21 protein-coding genes are annotated in these 25,758 nt (G+C 48.9%); 13 read left to right on the forward strand and 8 right to left on the reverse strand.

All coding sequences use genetic code 11. From position 1 onward, the window contains the following. The first annotated feature begins 295 nt into the window (after positions 1-295). The 5 genes from AB3G37_RS11400 (at position 296) to AB3G37_RS11420 (ending at position 6,306) form a co-directional block, all read left to right on the forward strand. Complete coding sequence (locus AB3G37_RS11400) at positions 296-1,285, forward strand: arabinose ABC transporter substrate-binding protein (RefSeq protein WP_369790761.1); 990 nt, start codon at positions 296-298, stop codon at positions 1,283-1,285. Between the two features lie 57 nt (positions 1,286-1,342). After that, a complete protein-coding gene (gene araG / locus AB3G37_RS11405; protein WP_369790762.1) occupies positions 1,343-2,908 on the forward strand; it encodes an L-arabinose ABC transporter ATP-binding protein AraG in 1,566 nt (521 codons plus the stop codon). A gap of 49 nt (positions 2,909-2,957) precedes the next feature. Next, positions 2,958-3,962, forward strand: coding sequence for an L-arabinose ABC transporter permease AraH (gene araH, locus AB3G37_RS11410; protein ID WP_369790763.1), 1,005 nt, complete (start codon positions 2,958-2,960; stop codon positions 3,960-3,962). A gap of 143 nt (positions 3,963-4,105) precedes the next feature. Then, positions 4,106-5,041: an arabinose operon transcriptional regulator AraC gene (araC, locus tag AB3G37_RS11415; protein WP_009637168.1), complete on the forward strand. Its 936-nt coding sequence runs from the start codon at positions 4,106-4,108 to the stop codon at positions 5,039-5,041. Between the two features lie 218 nt (positions 5,042-5,259). Then, positions 5,260-6,306: an oxidoreductase gene (locus AB3G37_RS11420; RefSeq protein ID WP_009637169.1), complete on the forward strand. Its 1,047-nt coding sequence runs from the start codon at positions 5,260-5,262 to the stop codon at positions 6,304-6,306. A 62-nt stretch (positions 6,307-6,368) separates the two neighbouring features. Here AB3G37_RS11420 and add read toward each other — a convergent pair whose 3' ends face one another. The 3 genes from add to manA all read right to left on the reverse strand — a co-directional run bounded on the left by add (position 6,369) and on the right by manA (position 10,478). Further along, entirely contained in the window at positions 6,369-7,367 is a 999-nt protein-coding gene (gene add, locus AB3G37_RS11425; RefSeq protein ID WP_369790764.1) for an adenosine deaminase, read from the reverse strand. 174 nt (positions 7,368-7,541) lie between these two features. Further along, complete coding sequence (locus tag AB3G37_RS11430) at positions 7,542-9,104, reverse strand: YdgA family protein (protein ID WP_369790765.1); 1,563 nt, start codon at positions 9,102-9,104, stop codon at positions 7,542-7,544. A gap of 195 nt (positions 9,105-9,299) precedes the next feature. Continuing rightward, positions 9,300-10,478 (reverse strand): mannose-6-phosphate isomerase, encoded by a 1,179-nt coding sequence (manA, locus tag AB3G37_RS11435; protein ID WP_369790766.1) that lies wholly within the window; start codon positions 10,476-10,478, stop codon positions 9,300-9,302. 229 nt (positions 10,479-10,707) lie between these two features. Here manA and fumC point away from each other — a divergent pair, with 229 nt between their 5' ends. From fumC to AB3G37_RS11450, 3 genes are all read left to right on the forward strand, one after another. After that, positions 10,708-12,105 (forward strand): class II fumarate hydratase, encoded by a 1,398-nt coding sequence (gene fumC / locus AB3G37_RS11440; protein WP_369790767.1) that lies wholly within the window; start codon positions 10,708-10,710, stop codon positions 12,103-12,105. Between the two features lie 154 nt (positions 12,106-12,259). After that, positions 12,260-12,673, forward strand: a complete 414-nt coding sequence (locus tag AB3G37_RS11445) for an Rrf2 family transcriptional regulator (protein ID WP_369790768.1) — start codon at positions 12,260-12,262, stop codon at positions 12,671-12,673. A gap of 51 nt (positions 12,674-12,724) precedes the next feature. Then, on the forward strand, positions 12,725-14,257 hold the full coding sequence (locus AB3G37_RS11450; RefSeq protein WP_369790769.1) for an MFS transporter: 1,533 nt from the start codon (positions 12,725-12,727) through the stop codon (positions 14,255-14,257). A gap of 280 nt (positions 14,258-14,537) precedes the next feature. Here the strand turns inward: AB3G37_RS11450 and AB3G37_RS11455 are convergent, their stop codons facing one another. Next, a complete protein-coding gene (locus AB3G37_RS11455) occupies positions 14,538-15,248 on the reverse strand; it encodes a PAS domain-containing protein (RefSeq protein ID WP_369790770.1) in 711 nt (236 codons plus the stop codon). Between the two features lie 457 nt (positions 15,249-15,705). Beyond that, positions 15,706-16,641: a DNA replication terminus site-binding protein gene (gene tus, locus AB3G37_RS11460; protein ID WP_369790771.1), complete on the reverse strand. Its 936-nt coding sequence runs from the start codon at positions 16,639-16,641 to the stop codon at positions 15,706-15,708. A 343-nt stretch (positions 16,642-16,984) separates the two neighbouring features. Between tus and AB3G37_RS11465 the strand changes: the two genes are divergently transcribed. After that, positions 16,985-18,679, forward strand: a complete 1,695-nt coding sequence (locus AB3G37_RS11465; RefSeq protein WP_369790772.1) for an LTA synthase family protein — start codon at positions 16,985-16,987, stop codon at positions 18,677-18,679. Positions 18,680-18,703: 24 nt separating this feature from the next. Here the strand turns inward: AB3G37_RS11465 and rluF are convergent, their stop codons facing one another. Together rluF and AB3G37_RS11475 are read right to left on the reverse strand one after the other, a co-directional pair. Then, entirely contained in the window at positions 18,704-19,579 is an 876-nt protein-coding gene (rluF, locus tag AB3G37_RS11470; RefSeq protein ID WP_009637180.1) for a 23S rRNA pseudouridine(2604) synthase RluF, read from the reverse strand. A gap of 92 nt (positions 19,580-19,671) precedes the next feature. Further along, the gene (locus AB3G37_RS11475; RefSeq protein WP_009637181.1) at positions 19,672-20,973 is read right to left on the reverse strand and encodes an MFS transporter; all 1,302 of its coding nucleotides are present in this window, start codon (positions 20,971-20,973) and stop codon (positions 19,672-19,674) included. A gap of 127 nt (positions 20,974-21,100) precedes the next feature. On the opposite strand from AB3G37_RS11475, the gene AB3G37_RS11480 reads away from it, so the two are divergent. Then, positions 21,101-22,003: a LysR family transcriptional regulator gene (locus AB3G37_RS11480; RefSeq protein ID WP_369790773.1), complete on the forward strand. Its 903-nt coding sequence runs from the start codon at positions 21,101-21,103 to the stop codon at positions 22,001-22,003. A 150-nt stretch (positions 22,004-22,153) separates the two neighbouring features. Continuing rightward, complete coding sequence (locus AB3G37_RS11485; protein WP_369790774.1) at positions 22,154-23,371, forward strand: ROK family protein; 1,218 nt, start codon at positions 22,154-22,156, stop codon at positions 23,369-23,371. Here the strand turns inward: AB3G37_RS11485 and AB3G37_RS11490 are convergent, their stop codons facing one another. Next, complete coding sequence (locus AB3G37_RS11490) at positions 23,372-23,947, reverse strand: TetR/AcrR family transcriptional regulator (RefSeq protein WP_369790944.1); 576 nt, start codon at positions 23,945-23,947, stop codon at positions 23,372-23,374. A 228-nt stretch (positions 23,948-24,175) separates the two neighbouring features. Here AB3G37_RS11490 and AB3G37_RS11495 point away from each other — a divergent pair, with 228 nt between their 5' ends. After that, positions 24,176-24,877 carry a glutathione S-transferase family protein gene (locus AB3G37_RS11495; protein ID WP_369790775.1) on the forward strand — a complete coding sequence of 234 codons (702 nt, stop codon included), beginning with the start codon at positions 24,176-24,178 and terminating at the stop codon, positions 24,875-24,877. 123 nt (positions 24,878-25,000) lie between these two features. Continuing rightward, the gene (gene bioD / locus AB3G37_RS11500) at positions 25,001-25,681 is read left to right on the forward strand and encodes a dethiobiotin synthase (protein ID WP_369790776.1); all 681 of its coding nucleotides are present in this window, start codon (positions 25,001-25,003) and stop codon (positions 25,679-25,681) included. Positions 25,682-25,758 lie beyond the last annotated feature (77 nt).

Below are 25,758 nucleotides of genomic sequence, written 5' to 3' on the forward strand. Positions count from 1 at the left end.
TCCTGGCGCGGATGTGTGAAGCTGGTCATAAAGTTAAGGGTTGGTTAAATTTGCTGAATATATGCACGAATTGGCTGCAATTTTAAACTGTGATAGCGCTCTACATATTCGGAAACTATTCCAGCTAAAACTTACCTCGTCTTATCTCAATCCATTAATGCATTGCCCATAAAGCTGGGTTTGTTAATGGATTTTTTTGGAAAACCCCTACTGATAACGTTTTCATGCCTTTGGCGAATATTCCCGATCACCGTGAATTTAGCCGGGTAACAACAATAAAAAGTCGGAGAGCATCATGCATATATTCACTAAGGCGCTAACGGCGGTGGCACTGGCAGCCGTTATGTCACATTCGGCTATGGCGGACACTGAAAAACTGGGGTTCCTGGTCAAGCAGCCGGAAGAACCGTGGTTCCAGACTGAATGGAGATTTGCCGACAAGGCTGGCAAAGATCATGACTTCCAGGTGATCAAGATTGCCGTACCTGATGGGGAAAAAACCTTGAATGCTATCGATAGTCTGGCGGCCAACGGGGCCAAGGGTTTTGTTATCTGTACGCCAGATCCGCGTTTGGGGCCGGCTATCATGGCGAAAGCCAAAAGCTATGGCCTGAAGGTTATTGCCGTTGACGACCAATTTGTGAACGCCAAGGGTAAACCGATGGAAGAGGTGCCGCTGGTGATGATGGCAGCCAGCAAAATCGGTGAACGTCAGGGGCAGGAGCTTTATAAAGAGATGCAAAAACGCGGTTGGAAAGTGGCAGATACCGGCGTGATGGCAATCACTGCCGATGAGCTGGACACTGCCCGTCGCCGCACCACTGGCGCAATGGACGCGCTGAAAGCCGCAGGTTTCCCGGCAGCGCAGATTTATCAGGTGCCGACGAAATCCAATGATATTCCTGGGGCACTCGATGCCGGTAACTCGCTGCTGGTGCAGCATCCCGGCGTTAAAAACTGGCTGATCCTCGGTATGAACGATAACACTGTGCTTGGTGGTGTACGCGCCACTGAAGGCCAGGGCTTCAAAGCGCCAAACGTCATTGGTATCGGCATTAACGGTGTTGACGCGGTAAACGAATTGTCGAAAAAAGAGCAGACCGGTTTCTACGGTTCGTTGCTGCCAAGCCCGGACGTACACGGCTATAAAAGTATTCAGATGCTCAATGACTGGGTGACCAAAGGCGTTGAGCCGCCGAAGTTTACCGAAGTCACCGACGTGGTGCTGATCACTCGTGACAATTTCAAAGTCGAACTGGATAAAAAAGGGTTGGGGGGTAAATAAGCCCGCCGCTGAACGCCACGCGTTTTTTAATGCATGATTTTGGATAAAGGTACCGCTATGTCTTCGCTAGCTCTTACATCGTCAGCCGTGATCGAGCCTTCGCTGGAGGCGTTCGATCCCAGCCAGCCGTATTTAACTTTTCAGGAGATTGGTAAAACCTTCCCTGGGGTCAAGGCGCTGGATGGTATTAGTTTCGACTGCTATGCCGGTCAAATTCACGCCCTGATGGGGGAAAATGGTGCAGGGAAATCGACCCTGCTCAAAATCCTCAGCGGTAACTACAAACCAACTCAAGGGCAGATTCTGGTGAAAGGTCAGCCGGTGGTGTTCAGTCAAACCACTGATGCGCTGGACGCCGGGATCGCCATTATTTATCAGGAACTGCATTTGGTGCCTGAGATGACAGTGGCCGAAAATATCTATCTGGGCCAGTTGCCCAGCAAGCGTGGCTGGGTCGATCGCAAGCTTTTGCACTATGAAGCCAAACTGCAGCTGGAGCATCTGGGGTTGGATATCGACCCCGACACGCCGCTGAAATATCTGTCGATTGGGCAATGGCAAATGGTGGAAATCGCCAAAGCGCTGGCGCGCAACGCCAAGGTGATCGCCTTTGATGAACCGACCAGTTCGCTGTCGGCCCGTGAAATTGAACAGCTATTTCGGGTGATCCGCGAGCTGCGTGCCGAAGGTCGGGTCATCATTTACGTGTCTCACCGCATGGAGGAAATTTTTGCCCTCAGCGATGCGATCACGGTGTTTAAAGATGGCCGCTATGTGCGCACATTTAATGAGATGCAGCAGGTTGATCACGACATTCTGGTGCAGGCGATGGTGGGGCGTAATCTCGGTGATGTCTACGGTTATCAACCCAGGCCGATGGGTGACGTGCGCCTGCGGCTGGATGCGGTGCAAGCGCCGGGGGTGAAAACGCCCATCAGTCTCACGGTGCGGCAGGGCGAAATCGTTGGCCTGTTCGGGCTGGTAGGAGCCGGGCGCAGTGAGCTGATGAAAGGGCTGTTTGGCGGCACCAAAATTACCGGCGGGCAGGTGTGGCTCGACGGTGAACAGGTAAAAATCACCTCACCTATCGACGCGATAAGCGCGGGGATCATGCTGTGCCCGGAAGACCGTAAAGCCGACGGCATCATTCCAGTGCATTCGGTGCGCGACAACATCAACATCAGCGCCCGTCGCAAGAGTATCAAAGCCGGTTGCTTGATTAATAATCGCTGGGAGGCGCAAAACGCAAGTCATCAGATCAAGGCGTTAAATATTAAAACCCCCGGGCCAGAACAATTAATCATGAATCTGTCGGGGGGCAATCAGCAAAAGGCCATTCTGGGTCGCTGGCTGTCAGAAGAGATGAAAGTCATTTTGCTCGATGAGCCAACCCGTGGAATTGACGTTGGGGCCAAGCATGAAATTTATAATGTGATTTATGCCCTCGCGCATCGGGGGATTGCGGTGCTGTTCGCTTCCAGCGACCTGCCCGAGGTGCTGGGTCTGGCCGACAGGATCCTGGTGATGCGCGAAGGGGAGATAACCGGCGAGATGACACACGAGCAGGCAACAGAAGAAAAAACATTGGCAATGGCGATGCTGCGTACCCCGAAAGTAAGTTGAAAATAACCCCGTATGCCGCCCGTGGGCGGACCAGAGCAGGAGTTTAACGATGTCCAGTATGACCACTAATTCAACCAAACCCGACCAGCCCAATGTTGCCGCACGCGGTGGGCAAAGTCTGATGCGTATTTGGGACAGCTACGGCATGCTGGTGGTGTTCGCCGCGCTGTTTATCGCCTGTTCTATTTTTGTGCCTAACTTTAGCTCTTTCATTAATATGAAGGGTTTGCTGTTAGCGATTTCCATGTCAGGCATGGTGGCCTGTGGGATGCTGTTCTGCCTGGCCTCCGGCGATTTCGATCTGTCAGTCGCTTCGGTAATTGCCTGTGCCGGTGTTACCACCGCGGTGGTTATCAACATGACCGAAAGCCTGTGGATTGGCGTCGGTGCCGGGCTGTTGCTGGGCGCGCTTTCGGGGCTGGTCAACGGGTTTGTGATCGCTCGTCTGAAAATCAATGCGTTAATCACTACCCTTGCAACCATGCAAATCGTTCGCGGACTGGCTTACATCATTTCTGATGGTAAAGCGGTGGGCATCGATGACGAGCGCTTCTTTGCGCTGGGCTACGCCAACTGGTTTGGTCTGCCTGCGCCTATCTGGATAACCATCGGCTGTCTGATTGCCTTTGGCCTGTTGCTCAATAAAACCACTTTTGGCCGCAATACGCTGGCAATCGGCGGTAATGAAGAAGCGGCAAGGCTTGCAGGCGTGCCGGTGGTGCGAACCAAAATTATTATTTTTGTACTCTCGGGGCTGGTGTCGGCGGCGGCAGGAATTATTCTCGCTTCCCGTATGACCAGCGGCCAGCCGATGACTTCACTCGGCTATGAGCTCATCGTTATCTCGGCCTGTGTACTGGGCGGTGTTTCACTGAAAGGCGGCATAGGCAAGATTTCCTACGTGGTTGCCGGAGTGCTGATTCTGGGCACCGTGGAGAATGCCATGAACCTGCTGAACATTTCCCCGTTCTCGCAGTACGTAGTGCGTGGGTTAATCCTGCTGGCAGCGGTGATTTTCGATCGTTACAAACAGAAGGCCAAGCGGGCGGTGTAAACGATTCCAACTTTTTAAACGGGCCTTTCACAGCAAAAATTGCCAGAAAAGTGTATTTCCTTCACATTTCTTTAACACAATTCGGCAAGATTTCCATGGCCCGATAGAATGGTAAGACCAGCGTGATGAATTCAGGAGGCCCGATGTATCACCGCATGATTCAGGATCAGCAGTCTAATCCGTTACTTCCCGGATATAGCTTCAATGCCTATCTGGTTGCAGGAATGACCCCCATTTTAGCCGATGGGCCGCTAGACTTTTCAATCGACAGGCCCGGCGGCATGAAGGGCTTTATCCTGAATCTTACTGTCAAAGGACAGGGCAAAGTTTTCGACGGCGACGATACCTTTTACTGTAATCCCGGCGATCTGCTGCTGTTCCCACCTAAAGCGCGCCATCTTTATGCCCGTTCGAGCAACAGTGACTGCTGGTATCACCGCTGGGTCTATTTCCGCCCGCGGGCTTACTGGGCTGACTGGCTGGAGTGGCATAGCAAAACGCGTGAAGTAGGCCGTTTGTCGTTACCTAACAATACCTTGCTACTCGAGTTTGACCGTATGTTTGCGAATATCGAACAAACGCAAAAATCGGGACGCCGCTTTGGTGAAGAGCTGGGAATGAACCTGCTGGAAAGACTGCTGTTGCGTGCAATGGAGGAAGATCCGCAGAGCCCGCAAAAAATCATGGATCCGCGAGTCATTGAAGCCTGCCAGTTTATTACCGGCAATCTGGCGGGTGAACTGCGCATTGATGAGGTTGCACGCCACGTTTGTCTGTCTCCGTCTCGCCTGGCGCACCTGTTCCGTGAGCAGGTTGGGATAAATATTTTGCGCTGGCGAGAGGACCAGCGAGTGATCCGCGCCAAGCTTTTGCTGCAAACCACTCAGGAGTCGATTGCGACTATTGGCCGTGTTGTTGGCTATGACGATCAATTGTATTTCTCTAGAGTATTTCGCAAACGTGTCGGGGTAAGTCCAAGCGATTTTCGTCGCCGCAGTCTTGAAATTAACTATCCTGCCAAGCCTTATCGCTCGCATCCCTGGCCGGAAAATGAGGTGACTCCCGCCTACAGCTTCTAATTGCAGCATTGTTCGTCAATGTACTCAAAACCCCGGCAACTGACTCAATCAGTAGCCGGGGTTATTGTGTCGCAGCCTGTAACGCCAGCAGGTGCAACAAGTCAAAGCCAGGTTCATCAAGTCATTTTACATCAGCCGTTTATGCTATTTAAGTGCATGATAAGTCTCTTTTTGAGCTAAACTCTTTGCACGTCTTTTTGCAGAGCTTAGGAAAAAATATGACAACCTCCTTACGCGTTGGGCTTATCGGTTATGGTTTCGCCAGCAAGACTTTCCATTCGCCGCTGATTTCCGGGACTTCAGGTCTTGAATTGGCCGTCATATCTAGCAGCGATGCTGCAAAAGTTCAGGCTGACTGGCCATCGGTTAAGGTCGTCGATTCTCCCGAGCAAGTGTTCAACGATCCAACTATTGATCTGGTGGTTATTCCAACGCCTAACACTACGCATTTTCCTCTGGCACAGCAGGCCCTCGAGGCCGGAAAGCACGTCGTTGTCGACAAGCCTTTCACTGTGACTTTGGGTGAAGCACGCTCGCTAAACATCCTTGCAGAAGAACAAGGCAAGCTATTATCGGTGTTTCATAACCGCCGCTGGGACGCCGACTTCCTGACTCTGAAAGCCTTGATCAAAGAAGGTTCGCTGGGCGAAATCGTTTATTTCGAATCCCATTACGATCGTTATCGCCCAGAAGTACAAACTCGCTGGCGTGAATCGGCGGAGTTGGGGAGCGGTATTTGGTATGACCTGGGTTCACACTTGCTGGATCAGGCGCTTGATTTGTTCGGTATGCCAGAGGCGATTCAGTCTGATCAGGCCTTGGTACGTCCTGGAGCCAGGGCGGTTGACTATTTCAACACTGTCTTAACTTATCCGCGTCTGCGCGTAGTGCTGCACAGCACGGTTTATGCCGCTGCGGAAACTGCGCGTTATATCTTGCAGGGTGAAAAGGGCAGCTACGTTAAATACGGGCTTGATCCGCAGGAAGATCGTCTCAAGGCGGGTGAACGCCTGCCGCAGCCGGATTGGGGTTACGACATGCGTGATGGGGTCGTCACACTCAGTCATGATGGCGTGCTGGCTGAAAAAAGCCTGCTGACGATCCCGGGTAACTATCCCGCCTATTACGCCGGGGTTCGCGATGCGATTAATGGATTAGGGCCGAATCCGGTGACCGCCGAGCATGCAATCCGCGTTATGGAGCTTATTGAACTGGGTATTGAGTCTGCACAGCAGCAAAAAACGCTGCCGGTTGCCAAAAAATAACGCCCCGTTGCGCAATAAAAAAGGCCAGACAATTTCTGGCCTTTGACGTTTTTAAACCCGAATTACCCTTGAACCTTTACGCGAATACGCTGTTTGTCGGCGTCGCTAATGAAAGCCATCTTAAGGCCGTTTTCCTGTGCCTGACGAATTTCAGCCGGCGTCAAACCTGCTGCCGGAGCGGCGACGTTGTACTCGTGGGCAATCTCGATGCCCTGAACCGCCGGGTCATCGGTATTGATCGATGCCAGCACGCCGTGGCGCAAGAAGGTTGCCAGCGGGTGTTTATCCAACGCAGAAACGGTGCTGGTCTGAATATTTGAGGTCAGGCACGACTCGATACCAATCTGATGCCTGGCCAGGAAATCCATCAACTCAGGGTCTTCAGCGGCTTTTACGCCGTGACCGATACGTTCGGCTCCCAGCTCACGAATGGCCTGCCAAATGCTTTCCGGACCTGCGGCTTCACCCGCGTGTACAGTAATGCGCCAGCCCGCGTCACGTCCGCGATTGAAATGATCGAGGAACAGACTCCCCGGGAAGCCAAGCTCGTCGCCGGCCAAGTCCAGCGCCGTGATGCCTTCTTTATGTGCCAGCAGGCCATCAAGCTCTTGCAGACACGCATCCTCACCGAAGGTACGGCTAAGAATGCCGATGAGGTTTACATCAATATCGTGATCGCGACAGCCGCGACGCACGCCATCAATCACCGCCTCTACCACGCCGGCGATGGGCAGCTTATGGTTCATTGCCATGTAATAAGGTGAAAATCGCAGCTCGGCGTAATGAATACCGGCTCTGGCCGCATCGGCGACGTTTTCTTGCGCAATGCGATGACAGGCGTCCAAAGAGCCCAGCACGGCGACGCCCCAGTCAAGTTTCTGCAGGAAACTCACTAAATCAGGCTCGGTTTTGGTTACCTGAACGTGTGGGCGCAAGGCTTCCAGCTCGTTGGCAGGCAGAGTGATATTAAATTGGCGACCTAAGTCCAGGATGGTTTGGGCGCGAATGTTGCCGTCGAGATGGCGGTGAATATCAGTAAGAGGAAGTCGAGAGTCAATCATTGGCAGCACCTGTTTTTATTATCAATAAAGTGCAAAGTATTATAGCGTCTTCGGCCCGCGTTGGCACTGAGTGTTGGTTTGACTGCTGATTAAGTAAACCAGGTGGTCAAATAAAAAGGGCGCAAAGTCTGCACTTTACGCCCTTGGGCCAACTTACAACTTATGAATTATTAATCATTGCGCAGGCTGGGCAGGGACTACTGGAGGCATTGGCGCATCTGGTTGTGCCTGTGTTTCTGGCTGTGCAGGTGCATTTTCAGCCGGGATCTGCGGTCCACCGAACACGCCAAACAAACCGGCAAACTGTTGCAGCGTCATTTTCTGGCCATTAAGATCAACCTGATTGTCAGCGTAATGGAAGCTGCTGGTAATCGCGTTGTCTTGCAGGGTGGTGATTTTGAACATCTGGCCCATAGCTGCCAGTCCCTGAACCTGCTGTTTAGCCAGCTTCTCGGCGTCATCGCCGCTGTAACCTTCAACCTTGGCGGTTTGAGTGGTCATTTCAGTGGCCATATCCAAAGGAATGGTCAACTTGGCGTCAACATTGTTGACTAGCTGGGAAATCAACTGGTCTTCAGTCTGCGCTTGCCCGTTGCCTGCCGCCGGGTCTTTCAGGTCAAGCTTAAGCGTGAAGGTGCTCTCGCCCTTGCTGTTTTTCCAGCTCAGCGGGTCAATTGTGATGCTCGGACTGCCTTTGAGCAGAATCGGCAGATTGGAAACCAACAGTGCTACGGCCTGCTGCTGGTAAATCTCCGGAGTCAGCTTGTCTGCCTGTTGCATCAGTTGCATCGCTTGCTGATTGTAGGTGTCTGTGAACTGCTTCAGCGCCTGCTCGTTAAGCTTATCAAGCTTGACGGTCAGTTTGCCGGAGCCAAAATCCGCGCCCTGAATTTTCAAGGCATCGACGCTGTAATCCAGCTGACCTTTCAGATTTTGCTGCTCTTCGTTAAAGTTGCTGTGAACTTTCATGCCGACAAGTTGCGCTGCGTCTTTACCATCAATATTGACGTTAATGTTATCGGTACTCAGGTCACCATCACCGATATAAAGCTGCGACTGTCCGAGATGCGTTTCGCTTTTCACATTAATACCGGAAATAGCCACTTTCTCCAGCTGGCCCAGCTGATTAGGCGAGGTAAACGCCAGATTGCCGATTTTAGTGTCAATATTTACTTTTTTCATCTCGTTGGCGACGTCGAGATTAATGGTGCCGCCAGCAAACTCCAGCTTGCTGTTATTTTTCTCGTAACTCAATGGCAGAACGTTAATCACCGAAGCCGTATCTCCGCTATACCCTACGCGGGTATCGGCGCTAACCGGTGATTTGCCCTGAGTCAGGTCGAAGAGATTTTTTACCGTTGGCGTATTTTCCAATTCGGAATGCACTGACGCGGCGCTCGGGATCAGATTGAACTTTTTAAGCTGCGCAAGGGGGAATGGACCATGATCGATTGTCTCAATCAGGGAAATTTCTTCACCCGGTTTCAGTAAATTTTCAGTGGAGTTGCCGGAAGGCTGTACCACAAAGCGCACGTGGCTGCTGAATAACCCGCGCTGATAGTCCTGATAAACAACTTTCGCTCCGCTATTCGGGTAGTGCGCTTGTATCTGCGCATTTGCCGCGTCAATAGCTGCGCCCATGTTGTCTTCAAGCTGTTTCCCGGTGTACCAGGAGGCGCCTGTCCAGGCTGCACCCAGTACCACAATGACGCTTACAGCGACTAAAGATTTTTTCATAGTTCTGTTCATCCTTTTAACAACTATCTTTAAGACAGCTTAACTACAGATAGCTAAAGCTATCAAACTTAACGGGTTAGTGCTTCCATTGTGGTGGAAAAAACGGCCAATAGGCATACATTTAGGAAAATTGGCCGTTTTTAAACATCATTTTGTCGGTTTGTTTACTAATGCTGGCTGAATTGCCGCCGCAGATTACGCCAGCTGGTTATACACCCGAGCAATCCGCCCGTTGCCGCTGACTTCAACCGGTGATTCGCTGGCTGCGATATAACAGGATTCTCCCGGATGCAAAACCACCTGCTGCTGTGCTTTTTCAAGCACCGTCTGGCCTTCAACACAGAAAATAATTGCCGCGCTGTCCTGCGCCAACGTTTGTGGTGCAGACCCCAGGTCGTGCAACGAGAAGGCAAAATCTTCGACGGGAATAGGGAAGCTCAGTTCGCCGCCGCGCTGTTGCCCGGTTGTCAGCAAAGAAGCATGAGGTTTGGCCTCAAACTTGAGATTGGCAAACAGCTCGGGAATATCAATGTATTTCGGGGTCAGCCCTGCACGCAAAACGTTATCTGAGTTAGCCATGACTTCAAGGGCAACGCCCTTGAGATAGGCATGGGGCGTTTCAGCGTAAAGAAACATGGCTTCGCCCGGCTTAAGCTCGATGACGTTTAGCAATAGAGGTGAGAACAGCCCGCTGTCATCGGGATAATGCTGCGCAATACTGCTGATTGTGGCCCAAGGCTCACCGTGCTGGGTGTGCAAGGCATTTTTAAGAATATCCAGCGCCAGCGATTTTTCCTCTCCCTTAAGACCAAGCAGGGCGGCAAACAGGTTTTTTAGATGTTCAAAGTCTGGATTAATCAGAAAATGTGCGATATCAGGATGCGCGCCTGACACCGGCTGTAACAGTGATTGAATCTCGCCCAGCTCGCGAAAACCGTTCATCGCCGCAAATGGCGTCAAGGCAAAAACCAGTTCTGGCTTGTGGTTGGCGTCTTTATAGTTTCGTTCGGCAGCATCAAGCGGGATCCCGGCCTGATTTTCCTTTTCGAAACCAATAACCGCATTGCTTTTACTTGGATGTACCTGAATCGAAAGCGGCTGATCGGCACACAGCACTTTGAACAGAAACGGCAGCTCACCAAAACGATTGGCGACTTTTGCACCCAGATTTGCCGTTAAATCCTGACTGATCAGTTCACGCAGCGAAACGGTATTCCCGCTTTCATCTTCAACAGAAGAACTGCTTTTCGGATGCGCCCCCATCCACAATTCAGCCATGGGTTGATGCTGTGGATTTTCGATTCCGTACAGGTTAGTTAGCGCGTCAACGCTACCCCAGGCATAATTTTGTACATTGTTATGCATCTTTTTCATTGATTAATCCTGAAATGACAGAAAATTTGCTGATAAGTAGACACCGAGTCTCATGTGTTTAGCAACGGGTAATGAATAAAAAGTGCGGTGGGAGACAAATCCAGAAATTCCTACAACAACTCTTTAACCTTATGGTTATAATTGCCTATCCGTCGGCACAGGCATTGGGAGCGTCGTCGGTACCCTGCAACTTATAATTTTATTTAAGAAACCGCGTAAGGAGACAGTAATGGCAGCTCATCGCATTGAAAAAGACTCAATGGGGCCGATAGAAGTACCGGCTGATAAGCTTTGGGGAGCACAGACCGAGCGTTCACTAGAGCATTTTCGTATTTCCAATGAAAAAATGCCCACCGCGCTCATTCATGCCCTCGCTCAGACCAAACGTGCAGCCGCTCGCGTAAATATGGATTTAGGCCTGCTCCCGGCCGACCGTGGTAACGCTATCATTGCCGCCGCAGATGAAGTATTGGCCGACAAGCACGCCACCGAATTCCCACTTTCTATCTGGCAGACCGGTTCTGGTACCCAGACCAACATGAACATGAACGAAGTGCTGGCAAACCGCGGCAGTGAAATCCTCGGCGGCGAGCGTGGCGAAGGTCGTTTGATTCACCCTAACGATGACGTTAACAAGAGCCAGAGCTCCAACGATGTATTCCCTACGGCAATGCACGTTGCAGCGGTGGTTTCTGTTCGCGAACACCTGATCCCTGAATTGAAAGTGTTGCACAAGACGCTGACCTCAAAGGCTGAAGCGTTTAAAGACATCGTCAAGATTGGCCGCACCCATTTGCAGGATGCAACTCCGCTGACTCTGGGACAGGAAATTTCTGGCTGGGCGGCGATGCTGGCTCACAGTCTGGTACACATTGAAGCGAGCCTGCCTCACATTGCCGAACTGGCATTGGGCGGCACGGCCGTGGGCACCGGCCTGAATACTCATCCGGAATATGCGGTTCGCGTAGCAAAAGAAATTGCCGCGTTGACTGGTCAGCCGTTCGTTACTGCGCCAAACAAATTTGAATCTCTGGCTACCTGTGATGCACTGGTTCATGGGCACGGAGCCTTGAAAGGTCTGGCTGCGTCACTGATGAAAATTGCCAACGACGTGCGCTGGTTGTCTTCCGGCCCACGCAGCGGCATCGGCGAACTTTCTATTCCCGAAAATGAACCGGGCAGCTCGATCATGCCTGGTAAAGTTAACCCAACGCAGTGTGAAGCGATGACGATGCTTTGTGCTCAGGTAATGGGTAATGATGTTGCCGTGAATATCGGCGGTGCATCGGGTAACTTCGAGCTGAACGTGTTCCGTCCGCTGGTTATTCACAACTATCTGCAATCTATTCGCCTGTTGGCCGATGGTATGCAAGGTTTCAACGAGCATTGTGCGGTAGGTATTGAGCCAAACCGTGATCGAATTACACAGTTGCTTAATGATTCCCTAATGCTGGTGACCGCGTTGAACACCCATATTGGCTACGATAAAGCAGCCGAAATTGCTAAAAAAGCCCACAAAGAGGGCCTGACGTTGAAAGCTTCAGCGTTGAAACTGGGTTACCTGACCGAAACTCAGTTCGATGAGTGGGTTCGTCCGGAAGACATGGTTGGCAGCATGAAAAAATAAGTCGTTAATTTTCCATTTTAGAGGAAAAGACTGACTTCAAACTCTGTTCGTTCGCGGGCAGAGTTTTTTTATGCCTTGATTTTGTCTTGCTCGATCAGCTTAATAATTTGACCAGAGCTTGTACTTCGATAATGTAACTGATACGGTGTTGTTTATGACAATGAATACGAAAATGGCCAGCGCCATTCAGATCCTGTGCTTTATCGCTTACGTCGATGAACAAAGTACCCATTCGGAAGCGATTGCTAAAAGTCTGAAAACTAATCCTGTGGTAGTGCGCAAGCTTCTGAAACTCATGGAGCAGCAAGGTCTGGTCTATCTTCGTCAGGGCAGAAACGGCGGGGTAGAGCTGGCTCACGATGTTGAAGATATTACTTTAGCGCAGGTTTATCAGGCTTTAGAAACGGAGCAGGGGCTTTTCTCCCAGCGCGAACAGAATAATGAAAGATGCCCGGTTGCTCGTAGCATGAAGGGGTCGCTGGACCCCATTTTTGATGCTGCAAATAGCGCGGTTATTGCTTCACTAGGCCAAACAACGCTCGCCGATTTGCTTGACAAGGTGCGTTGATTTTTTTTAGATAAAAATGTAACTGACTCAGTTATATTTATAAGGTGTTTTATGACAACCCCAGCCATTGCCTTACCCGCTAGCGGAACACGACAATTGTTGATCCTGCTTTGTGTCTCTGTTCCCTCATTTATGATAAGCCTTGACTCCAATATCATCGCGGTATCGCTTTCCTCTATCGCTTCGAGCTTACATGCCGAATTCGCCGATATTGAGTGGGTGGTTAGCGCCTATACGTTAACTTTTGCGGCGTTACTTATGCCCGCGGGAGCCCTGGCAGACCGATTTGGCAGAAAGCGCATATTAATGATTGGGTTGGCGATATTCACACTGGCCTCTTTGCTGTGCGGATTATCTCACCAGGTACTGCTGCTAAATATCTGTCGTGGGTTTCAAGGCATCGGCGGGGCATTGCAGCTCAGCGCTGCGTTGGCCACGCTTTCGCATACCTTTCGCGGAGCTCAACGAGCTAAGGCATTTGCGTTTTGGGGATCGGTAATCGGTATTGCTATCACTTTAGGGCCCGTGGTTGGCGGATTCATTACCCAGCATTTTGGCTGGCAATGGGCATTTTATATTAATGTGCCAGTGGGGCTGGGAATGATCATGCTGACAGCACGGGTCGCTGAAGAGTCGCGTAACCCTCATGCGGGTCGCCTCGATAAATGGGGATTCATCACCTTTAGCAGCAGCCTGCTTATGCTCACTCTGGCGCTGATTTCAGGTAATCACCTTGGCTGGAACAGTTTTACTATCGTTACAGAATTATCGTCGGCACTCATGTTATTTGTCCTGTTCATTGTTATCGAACTGAACCTCGAACATCCGATGCTGGATTTACGTCTTTTAAACAATAGAACCTATATTGGCGCTAGCATTGCTGGGCTGGCCTATGCCTGCACACTGCTGACTATGCTGGCGTACCTGCCTTTGTATTTTCAAACCGCACTGGGTCTGGACCCGCAATCGGCTGGATTACTGATGTTACCGGTAGCGCTCCCGCTTTTTATCGTCCCTCGAGGGGTCGTCATGTTGCTGGCGCCGCGCTACAGCGGACGCGCGCTGTTGACCGTGGGGTTACTGATCGTGAGCCTCGGATTGTGTTACCTGGCAATCACCGCGACGCGGATAAATTATCTATCGATGCTGGCGGGTTTGCTTTTGATAGGCTGTGGCGCGGGGATACTCAACGGAGAAACGGCTAAATCGGCGATGAGCGTGGTGCCTCCTGAGCGGGCCGGAATGGCGTCGGGTGCCTCGGCAACGATTCGTTTCAGTGGTATGGTGATTGGTTTCGCGGCGCTTGGCGTGATTCTCTATAGCCAGATTTATCATTCTCTCATCAATGATTTACCAGCTTTGAACCTCGACAGCGTGCGTGGAATAGCGAGAAATGTTGCCGCGGGAAATCTGTCTTCGTTTAATCATGACAACTCTTTGCATCGTGTTGCCGTCGCCAGTTTTGCTGCCGGTTATCAACAACTGTTTATTTGGGCTGCTGCCATCAGTGCGATTTGTGCCGTAATAACTTGGCAATTAGTTAGTGCCGAAGATACTGCGCCTTATCCGCGATTGGATAACTAACTGGCTGGCCTTTATAGTTACAACATACAAGCTACTTAAATTAGAGGTGCGTACTTCAACAACTCAGATGTCTTTATTATTCTTCAGGAAACTACAAACCAGGCAAGGCAAAGAGTAGTTATTACTCATTGCTCCACATAACCAATACGCTATTTTAATTAATAATACTAAATTACTATAATAGTTAACGGTTAATGTTTGCCTTGCAGTGAGCGGCACAATGAATTTATATGAAAAACAACTGGCAGAAATAAATAATGTTCTAACCAAGCTGACAACTTTATTCCATTATCCCCTCGTCGAAATCTCCTTCGTAACCTATTCTTTTACTTGATAATAACTTACTTGGAAGATAACGATGAAGATTGCGTTTTTCGCAAAAGTCCCGAAAGTCATCGAGATGATTGACACCTGCTCTTATATACATAATTGATAATCTATTTTCAATTGTTCTGGGAGAAAGATGTAATACATTACCGATGTCCTTGCTGCTCATGCCTTGAAGCTTAAAAAATATAATTTCACACTCTTTCTCGGTAAAGAAATCATCAGGCTTACTTAGCAGCAACGAGCCTGGCAACTTTCCTCTGATGAAATCATTAGGACTGAATACTTCGAGGTATCTTGCGGATACTGCCATGCCTACACACTCATTATCTTCATTATAAAATGGCGTCTTTTTGGTAATGTAAGGATAATCGACAGATTCAGGATGCACTTCAAGTAAAGTGAATTTTTCCTGAGTGTTTATAACGTGATGGACCTGTTGCTGCCATAATTTCGCGATGTCATCATTCTCAAAGAGGGCAGCGGGAATTTCATTGTCGAGCCTACCTATTATCGAATCAGGTGATTTTAATCCGGCTAACTTTGCCATGGCCATGTTGGCATAAATATATCGAGTGCTTTTATCTCGAATCCAGAACGGGGTTGGTAACTGATTGAGAGTATGCGTTAACATTTTTGGGAGAATTATAGAATTTGTATCCATACGGAATATCCTCAGTAAGATAATGAGCTATCAAAGAATAGCTTACTCTATTTTAGAGTAATATGGCGAGAGGTGAATCAAACTTTGTTTTTATTAAAGGGTATTTAAAAAAATAAGTAACCTATTGCTGTTTTAGAGATAAAAAACCGCAGGGAAATATTTTCCACTAAAAACTATAGTGTTTGACACTCATAAGTTAAGCGATTAGCAATCTTTAGCCAGTGCATTTATTTGCTGGGGTTATTTCTTGGTGTAATATAATAAAAGTTAATTATATATTTATTATCAATGGGAGGCGGTTAGGATATAAGCAATTAGTTTATGTTAAATCCCATTAAAAATTTTATGCTTTAAACTGTCGTTTGATGAACTTCCCTGTGACTAATCGATGTGCGGCTACAGGAAAAGCTTGCCATTACTTAGGCAAGTTTTCTCCTGGAATTTAATGCGGGATAAATTACACCGGCTGATCGGTATACAAATGCAGGCGTTTAATCAACAAATGAAGCTGCTGAGATTCTGGTTTGTACTTATGTTTGACTGTACTGGCATCGTAATTACCGAGCTCGCCCAATTTTGGAGTTTGTAAAAGGGGTTCTCGCGGGCACAAAGTAATAAATGGTGACGGGCAGGGATGCTGCACTTGCTTTTGGCTATTGCGATACCAAACGCGCGCAATGGGTTGTACCTTTACCGGGCGTTTAATTTTCAGTATCGCGTGAGCAGGGAGTTTTTTCACATCCATGATTTCGCGATTCACGTTATCAATCCACTGTTCACGGCTGAAAGGAGGGACCGCGCGACCGGCAACGAGGCTTTTCTCGAGCTTTTGCAATAACTCTTCTCGAGTCAGGTTCTTAATAATGTGTTTGTTGGCCCAGCCAAAGCGCACGGAGTCAGGCTGTAAAAGATAATTGATCGAGCGATATGCGTTGAGGGTGATAAGACCTCGCAGCTGGCTGTGCACAAAATCAAAACGCTGCTCAGAGGGCAGGCCCGACTCAACGGTAACAATGTGTTCAAGCTCGCTTTTGAGCTTGTTAACCTCTTGAATAAGCAACTGAGCTGCCTGATATTCCGCTTGATCGACGGCATAACAAAGCGCACCTGGAAGCCTGACCGCGGCCTTACTGCTGGCATTTAGGCCGTTGTGATGGATAAAAAGTTTCTGAAAATGTTCCATTGCCAGCTGGTGGGCGGTTTCTCCCTGCTGTGGAGTCACTTCGATGATAGACGCAGGATTGTGCTCGGTGCCTTTTTCGATTTCTGGCAAGCAGAACACTTTTGCTTCAATGAGTTCCAGCTGGTCTAGAAAGCGGGTTAAGTCCGCCGTCGAAAGCTCCAATTCTCTGAAACATTCGCCCATCCGCAATTTTAGATCGTAATGTGCCATCACTCCTCCATTTAGTTACAACATACAATATAACTCATTAACCTTCACAGTGCACACATCAGCTGCGGAAGTTTTTTAATTTCAGCAGTGTTTAATGGAATTTAAAATCTCTCATCAGGGCGCAAGGGTAAAATCGTGCACGCATAACGTCCATTTTAATCTGCATGATGCCATGTGATTCTGGTTTATTTGCCAAGAATAGAAGGGTGAAAATAAATTTCCAAAGGTGTCATAAATCAATATGTGTGTTGTCTTAGATAACTGCTCAACATATTGATTCTTTTACAACATCCTGAACAGGATATTTGAAAAATAATAACTTATAAATAAGGCAATACATATCATGAGAGATAAAAAACACCCGTCCATATTGGCGCAGTATGTTAATGCGCCTAAAAGCTATATTTATTTTTTAGTGTTAATAGTTGCGGCTTTTATCATTCTAATGAGCAATTCACCTCGTGATGTTTATCCTCTCGTCACTGCCGCCAGCGCCTATATCTTTTGCTGCGCGATGATGTATTTACTCACGGCGAAGGCTATGTTTGCCATTACTGTTAGCAGTATGCTGGTTATCGTGTTGCAGTTTGTTAATCAGCTCAAGGTGCATTTTTATAAAGATAAGCTACTCCTTTCCGACATCTATTTGATGTCAGATTTATCAAATGCGGGCACGCTGATTCATTATCCATCTGCCGGGCTTGCTATCGTCGGATTGATTATATTCGTTGTCTTAACGCTAATTATCGGATGGCGTGCAATACCCCGGCGACCAGGTTTTATTCCTTTGATCATTGCTCTGGGAGTGATGGTGGCCAATGGTGTATTGCTAACTCAAAGTATTAATCGCTATCAGCACGCGTGGGCTGGTAGTTTACCGGGAGGGACAGGTGTTTTATCTAACCTGGTGATGTCAGGTAGCAAGGCACGCTACGATTCGCCGTCTTTCGCTGATAGCGCAGAATATTTTACCTTCAGCGCCACTGCTCTTGGCAAGAAGACTCAGTCATCCGCGGGAGTGCATCCTGATATTGTTTTGCTACTGCAAGAGTCAACGGTTGATCCGACACTTTACAAGCTGCCTGATCCAACGTTGCTGCCACGTTTCTCGATGTTTGAACAAGGAGAAGCGGTGAAGGCACATACGCTAATGCGAGTTCAAACCTTTGGCGGAGGAACCTGGTTATCGGAGTTTTCGGCACTGACTGGATTGCGCAGCGATGATTTTGGCGCAATGAAAAATGCGGTGTTTTATTCGGTCATAGACCACGTTAATGACAGCCTGTTTAAACAAATGAAAGCCAATGGTTATTATACCGTAATCATCACACCGTTTAATAAGTCAGCTTATAATGCGGGCCATGCCTATAAGATGATGGGGGTCGATAAAATTATCCAGCCTCAGGAGTTAGGTTATCCAGGAAGCCTGCAGGATAACCTTTGGCATATTACTACTGCCGATATGCTGGGTTATGTTAAAGAAGTCTTGGCCACGTACACTGACAAACCGTTATTTATCTACGCGTTGACCATGTATGAACATGGACCTTACGACAGCCAGCATAACGATGACTATCAGTTAGGCGCGGTAGTGAAAAATGCAGAATCTGCCGGTAAGTTCAGCCATTACTTGGAGAAAATCAAAACATCTGAAACGGCGCTTGAAGATTTTTTCCAGTTTGTCGCCCTGCGCCAAAGACCCACGATGTTTATGCATTTTGGTGACCATCAGCCAAATATCAGCTGGGAGAACGGCTATGCGTCCTCTTCGGCGGATGCCATGCACCTGACGCAGTTCAGTCTGCGGGATAACATGAGCACGCCTTCGGTTTCAGACCTTGGTCCGGTGACGGATATTGCCTTTCTGGGAGGGATGTTACTCGAACATGCGCAGCTGAAGGTGTCCCCATTTTATCAGGCCAATATCGACATGCGCCATCTGTGCCATGGCGCTCTGAGTGAATGTGCGGACAAATCGCTTTATAACAGCTACAGACATTACGTCTATGACGTCCTAAAGGCAGCTTCTCAACCTTGAGAAGTTTTCAATATTAAAGAGGGCTTAACGGCCTTTCTTTTTACGCCCAGCCTGGGCAAAGCGTTTACGAGAGGAAGCGTTATTGTCAGTTTTTTCAGGTTTTTTTACGCCTGAAATCATAGGCTTTTTCACTGCAGAAGTTTTGGCAGGCGCTTTTTTCGCTGGTTTTGCATCTTCCGAACTTGAGTTTTCAATCAGTTTAAATAACTCGATCAGCTCATCATCGGTCAGATCACGCCATTCACCCAGCGGCAATCCTTTCAGATTGACGTTCATAATGCGTGTGCGTTCCAGTTTGGTAACTTCAAAGCCAAAATGCTTGGTCATACGACGGATCTGGCGATTTAGCCCTTGCACCAGCGTAATGCGGAACACAAACGGTGCTTCTTTCTTCACTTTGCATTTTTTAGTCACTGTGCCAAGCATCGGAACACCGGCCCCCATACCGTGAATAAACTCATCGGTGATAGGCTTATTTACAGTCACTAAGTATTCTTTTTCGTGATTATTTCCGGCGCGAAGAATTTTATTAACCAGATCGCCGTGATTAGTGAGGAAAATAAGTCCTTGAGAGTCTTTATCCAGGCGGCCAATGGGGAAAACACGCTTACTATGGTTGACGAAATCGCTGATGTTGTCTTTTTCGCCTTCTTCCATCGTGGTAATAATGCCTACCGGCTTATTTAGCGCGATAAGCACCAAATCTTCTTCGTCACGCGGCTCAATAAGCTGACCATTAACTTTGACCACATCACCGGCAAATACCTGATCGCCAACGGCGGCGCGCTTACCGTTAATAAAAACGTTGCCCTGTTCAACATAACGGTCGGCATCACGGCGAGAGCAGATACCGCTCTCGCTAATGTATTTGTTCAGACGAATGGAGGATGGAGTCAGCATGATCTTTTCCGCAAAAGGCGGAACTATACCTCAACACAGTTCCATTGCGAAGCCTAAGAGCAACGAATCTTGCCGGTAAATCTCACTGCGATTTAATTGCGTACAACGCGCGATTCAGCCAGACGCATGAGTCGATAACCAATCCCAATCGCTATAGCCAGCATCACACAAATGTAAGCGGTGATCCCACCCCAGGCAAACTTGTTCCAGAAAAAGCCGCCTAGTGTCCCGGCAACGCTGGAACCGGCATAATAGCTAAATAAATAGAGTGAAGAAGCCTGTCCTTTAGCGCGTCTTGCGCGTTTGCCGATCCAGCCGCTGGCGACCGAGTGGGCAGCAAAGAAGCCACCGGTCACCATCGCCATACCGATAAACACCAGCCAAACCGGCGAAAGCGCAGTGATCAAAATCCCAACCAGCATCAGCAGCAGTGAGCCAATCAGCACCGGTCCACGTCCATAAACCGCGGTGAGGGCACCGGCTTTCGGAGAGCTATAAGTTCCCATCAAGTAGGCTATCGATAAAATACCGACAATCGCCTGACTAAGATGGTAAGGAGCACCGAGCAGGCGATAACCAATGTAGTTAAACATGGTTACAAAGCTCCCCATAATCAGGAAACCTTCGGCAAACAGCAGCGGCAAACCGCTGTCACGCCAGTGAAGTTTGAAATTAATTAATAGCTTGCGTGGGCTCAAGGAGCTGGCGCGAAAATGGGCAGAAGCGGGCAGGATTTTCCAGAACATCGCCGCAGAAAGCAGCGCAAAAACGCCAATCACCGCTACCGCAGTACGCCATGACACAAAATCGGTTAACACACCGGTTAATAGACGCCCACTCATGCCGCCAATCGAGTTGCCGCTGATATACAATCCCATCGAGAACGCCACGACACTTGGGTGAATTTCTTCGCTGAGATAGGTCATCGCCACGGCTGCAACGCCGCTCAAAGACAGGCCCACCAAGGCGCGCATCACCAGAATTGCGTGCCAACTGGTCATCACCGAGCAAATCAGGGTGCAAATAGCGGCCAGCATCAGGCCAACTACCATCACGTTTTTACGCCCCACGGCATCGGAAATGGGTCCGGTAAACAGCAATCCAATGGCTAACAGACCGGTCGCTGCCGAAAGTGACAAACTGCTTGCCGCCGGAGAAACGCCGAAATCTTGCGACAGCACCGGCATGATCGGTTGAACGCAATAAAGCAGGGCGAAAGTCGCCAGACCGGCAGAGAACAGCGCCAGCGTAACGCGAATAAACTGCGGCGTGCCGCGCTTGATATAGATACCTTTAACCTGCGGTGAGACTTGCGATGTGGAAGCGTGCAGTTCGTCATCGTTTACCGATTGGCCTGCCGAGTGGGAAGCTGGCTGCCGACGCGTGGTATTCACGTGAAATCCTTAATTAAATTAATATGACAAATATGGGAATGTTTAAAAATTTTACTCAGGTTTACAGACTTTTTCTAATATATTAATTCCTATGGTTTGATACTTTAAACATATGAATGGAGGTTTAATGCTCAATGTAGAACTAAGACATTTGCGCTATTTTATTGCCGTTGCCGAAGAGCTGCATTTTGGCCGTGCTGCGGAGAGGCTCAATATTTCACAACCCCCTTTAAGCCAACAGATTCAGTCGCTTGAAGCTCAAATTGGCGCAGTTTTATTGTATCGGAACAACCGTACTGTGCACCTGACTCAGGCGGGGGAAATGTTTCTTAAAGAAGCCAAAAGTATTATCGGCAAAGTTGAGGATATTTCACAGCAAGCCGCGCGAATTCATCGGGGAGAAGAGGGCAAATTGACCATCGGTTTAACCTCGTCAGCCCCTTTTCTTAAAAAAGTTTCTCGCGTATTACGGCGTTTTCGCACCGCGCATCCGCTGGTAAATATCCGTATTGAAGAACTAAACAGCCAACAGCAGATGAACCCTTTGGTTGAGGGAAAGCTTGATTTAGGGGTTATGCGTAATGGCGTGTTGCCAGATGCTTTACAGCATCATCTATTGCGTTCCGAGCCGCTGATTGCCGTGGTCCCCTCTAATCATCCACTTACCCAACTGCCTCCCGGCGAGCTTACTTACCGTCATCTGGCCGATCAGCCCTTCGTATTTTTTTCCAAAGATGTCGGCACCTCGCTTTATGACGATATTCTTAATCGTCTGGCCGAGGCTGGAATTACACCGTTTATTACCCAGGAAGTCGGAGAGGCATTGACCATCATCGGGCTTATCTCGGCAGGCCTGGGGGTTTCCATTTTACCGTCTTCCTATCAGCGGATTCAGGTAGACGGCGTGAAGTATCTTTCTTTTAAAGATCAGCAGGCCAATACCGAGGTCTGGCTGGTTAGCCATCGACATCGACCGCTGTCGGCACCTGCTTTGGCGCTGGCAAAAATGATGATGGAAGAAGATGATTAATCGGTAAAAACCGCTAACTTGCTTAGGTATTAACTGCAATATGTGCACTAAATCACATATCGAATCAAATAGTTGATGATATCTGACAAAAGTAGGCAGATAAGATTTACTATTTATTTTGAGGCGTGAAAAAATAGCGAGGCAAGTTGAGTGATAGTGGAAGGACAGCCGGGACATATCGATCAAATCAAGCAAATTAATGCCGGTGCGGTCTACCGTCTGATAGATCAGTTTGGTCCAATTTCCCGCATCGAATTGTCTAAAAAAGCACAGTTGGCTCCGGCAAGTATCACCAAGATTGTCCGTGAACTCGTGCAGGCACATTTGGTTCAGGAAACCGAGTATCAGGAACCGGGCATGCGCGGTCGTCCTGCAATCGGACTGCTCCTCGATACCCAGGCCTGGCACTATCTTTCTGCGCGCATCAGCCTTGGGACCTTGACTCTTACCCTGCGCGACCTCAGCAGCAAACTGGTCGCCGAAGACGTGGTGCCGCTGCCTGCAGAAGACGCCGTGCCATTCCTTGAGCGCGTTATCGCGCATATTGATCAATTCTTCATTAGGCACCAGCAAAAACTTGAACGCCTAACGGCGATGGCCATTACATTGCCGGGCATGATCGACGCCACCCGTGGCGTGATTCAAAAAATGCCGTTTTATCCGGTAGAAGATGTTCCGCTGGGCAGTGCGCTGGCAGAACGCAGCGGTTTGCCGGTTTTCGTACAGCACGATATCGCCGCCTGGACTAAAGCCGAATCGCTGTACGGCGCTTCACGTGGTTTTCGCAATGTGATTCAAGTGGTGATTGATGACAATGTCGGCGCCGGGGTCATCACCAGCGGGCAGGTTCTCCACGGCAGCAGCAGCAGTGTTGTTGAAATTGGTCATACTCAGGTTGATCCCTACGGCAAACGTTGTTATTGCGGCAATCATGGATGCCTGGAAACACTGGCCAGCATCGAGAATATTCTTGAGCTGGTGAGGCAGCGTTTGTGCGTGGCGAATAATTCGTTGCTCAACGGTCAGCAGATTACCGTTGAGAATCTCTGTGACGCCGCCAATCGTGGTGACGCGCTGGCAAAAGATGTGATTGTTGGCGTTGGACAAAACGTCGGGCGAATTTTGGCTATTATGGTTAATTTGTTTAATCCAGAGAAAATCTTGATTGGCTCGCCGTTGAATCAGGCTCAGGCTATCTTGCATCCGGCCATTATGTCTTGTATCCAGCAGCAATCCCTTCCGGCTTACAGTGAGCATATCCAGCTCGAATCCACGCTATTTTCCAATCACGGCACCATGCCGGGTGCCGCACTGGTTAAAGATGCACTTTATAATGGCTCTTTGCTGGTCAAACTGTTGCAGGGGTAATTAAGCTGGCAGTAGGCCTGCGGCCCGATAATTTTCAATTAATTCATCAAATAAGGCGAGATCAGAACGACTTCTTGCCAAGAGCTGGGCGCCTGCCACTGCGGCGTAAATTGCCCGGGCACGCTTTTCGCTTTGTTCTGCACTGACTATTCCCGCAGCGAGTAATACCTTGCTGAGCCATGCAACATGCACATCGGCATAGGCTTGAACCTCTTTTTTTACTGCTTCGGGAAGCTCATTGTATTCTGCTGCCATATAGCTGCCGAGACACAGCCGATTATCGTTTTCCAACGATCGGCGAAATATCTCCGGGTACTGACGAAGCCCGTTCAATGGGTCTTGCGATTCTGACCACATGGCCTGGAGATCAGCCGCCGAACCTTCCCAATAGCGCCTCGCCACCGCGGCACCCAGGTCAGCCTTACTGGGAAAATGATGATACATACTGGCTGATTTTATACCGACCAGCTCGGCAAGATCGCGAAAGTTCAAACCGCCGTAACCACGCGCCTGCGCCACACCTCGTGCGGCTTCAAGGATATTTTCCCGAGAATTGGTCTTGCTCTGATTTCCCATCATTCTGTCCATAACACTAATAATCTGCACATTATATCTGCAAAGTTAAAACCTACCAAGTGGAAGGTAGATTTTTTGATTGACACTCTAAACAATTGCCTCTAACTTAAACCTACCAAGTGATAGGTAGTCTTGTGCTTTTGCCTTCACCATGGATTACCTGACTCTTTAAGCGGAAGCTTTCAACAAGGCATGCCGAAAGATTACTCAATTTTAGGAACCTATACGATGAACACTAAATTACGCCTATTTACTTCGCCATCAGCTTTTCCCAACCCACAGCGCCTGCGTATTTTCCTGCACGAGAAGGGGATAGCCGATCAGTTTGAAGAACACGTTTATGATATGTCACCCGTTGGCGAACAGCGTCAATGGCCGCATCTGAAAATGAATCCGTGGGGTGAAACCCCGACATTGCAATTAGAAGATGGCAGCTTTATTTCGGAAACGGCGGCGATCGTTCGTTACCTCGATCAGGCTTATCCAGGACGCAAAATCATGGGAGAAACGCCTTTGCAGCAGGGGCTGGATAATATGTGGGACAACCGCATCTGGGTGCATATTCTTTACCGCATTGTGACTGCGTTTCACGTTCTGTACCAAGGGCTGGGGCCTAAACTGGAACTCACCACCAACCCTGGTTGGGGTGAACACTGTCGCAAGGAAGCATTGGCTCATGCCGGGCTGGTGAACCAACATTTGTCCGACGGTCGGCAGTGGTTACTGGGTGGCGACCAGCCAACGTTTTCAGACATCACGCTGGCAACCGCCATTGCCTTCTCTAAGTTTCCTGTTAATGCTTTGCCATTGGATGAGCGTTTTGAGCATCTTGATGCCTTCTGGCAGCGCTGGCAGTTACGTCCGGCTTTCCAAAATGCGTATGCCGATAGTAACAGCGGTGTTAAAGAGTTGGACGAAAAATTGCGCTAACGCAAGTTACTGACCATTTCATTCCCCTACACTTATTGCGTATTTGACCCGTTTTAGTGGTCAACTCTCCGTGTTTATCACAGAGATTTGAATTAAATGGAATTTTTCGGGAGTGAACTGCATATGTTGACGCACATTTTTGTAACGGGATCGGATTCCCGTGTAGGTAAGACCATTGTTTCTCGCGCATTATTACAGGCCATGGCGGCGCAGGGAAAAATTGTGTTGGGATATAAACCTATCGCAACCGGCAATCAGGATTTAGCCGATGGCGTCCAAAATAAAGATGCTGAAACTCTGCAAAAGTCATCCTCGCTGGCTTATCCACTGGCTAAAATAACCCCTTTTGCTTTATCTGATGAGGATATTTTCACCTGCGATCTGCCAGTTGATATTTTTGAGCAAATGAGCGAAGGGCTGTATTTCCTGCAACAGGAGGCTGACATTGTTGTGGTCGAAGGCTGTGACGGATGGCGAACGTTGGTAACTTCACAACGGCCGTATGCCGATTGGGTCATTGAGAGCGATATGCCGGTTATTATGGTGGTCGGGATACAGCAAGGGTGCGTCAGTCAGGCACTAATGACCGCGCAATCAATTATCAATGATGGTGTGCCATTATTGGGCTGGATAGCGAATCGAATTAACCCCTGTCTGGCGCATTATGCTGAAACCATTGAAGTGATTAAATTGAATATTACAGCTCCTTTGTTAGGCGAGATTCCTTATTTACCCCGCGCAGAATCGCGTGAAATGGCGCAGTTTCTTGACCTCGATTTACTTGAAGCCATTTCTATGGCTTAAGGTTAAAAGTTACAGCAGACTCCCCGTGGCCGTGGTTTCAATAATAACGCTAAACCGCACGAGATAGTGAAAACCAT

The sequence above is a fragment of the Rouxiella sp. WC2420 genome (genome assembly GCF_041200025.1).
Taxonomy (GTDB): Bacteria; Pseudomonadota; Gammaproteobacteria; order Enterobacterales; family Enterobacteriaceae; genus Rouxiella.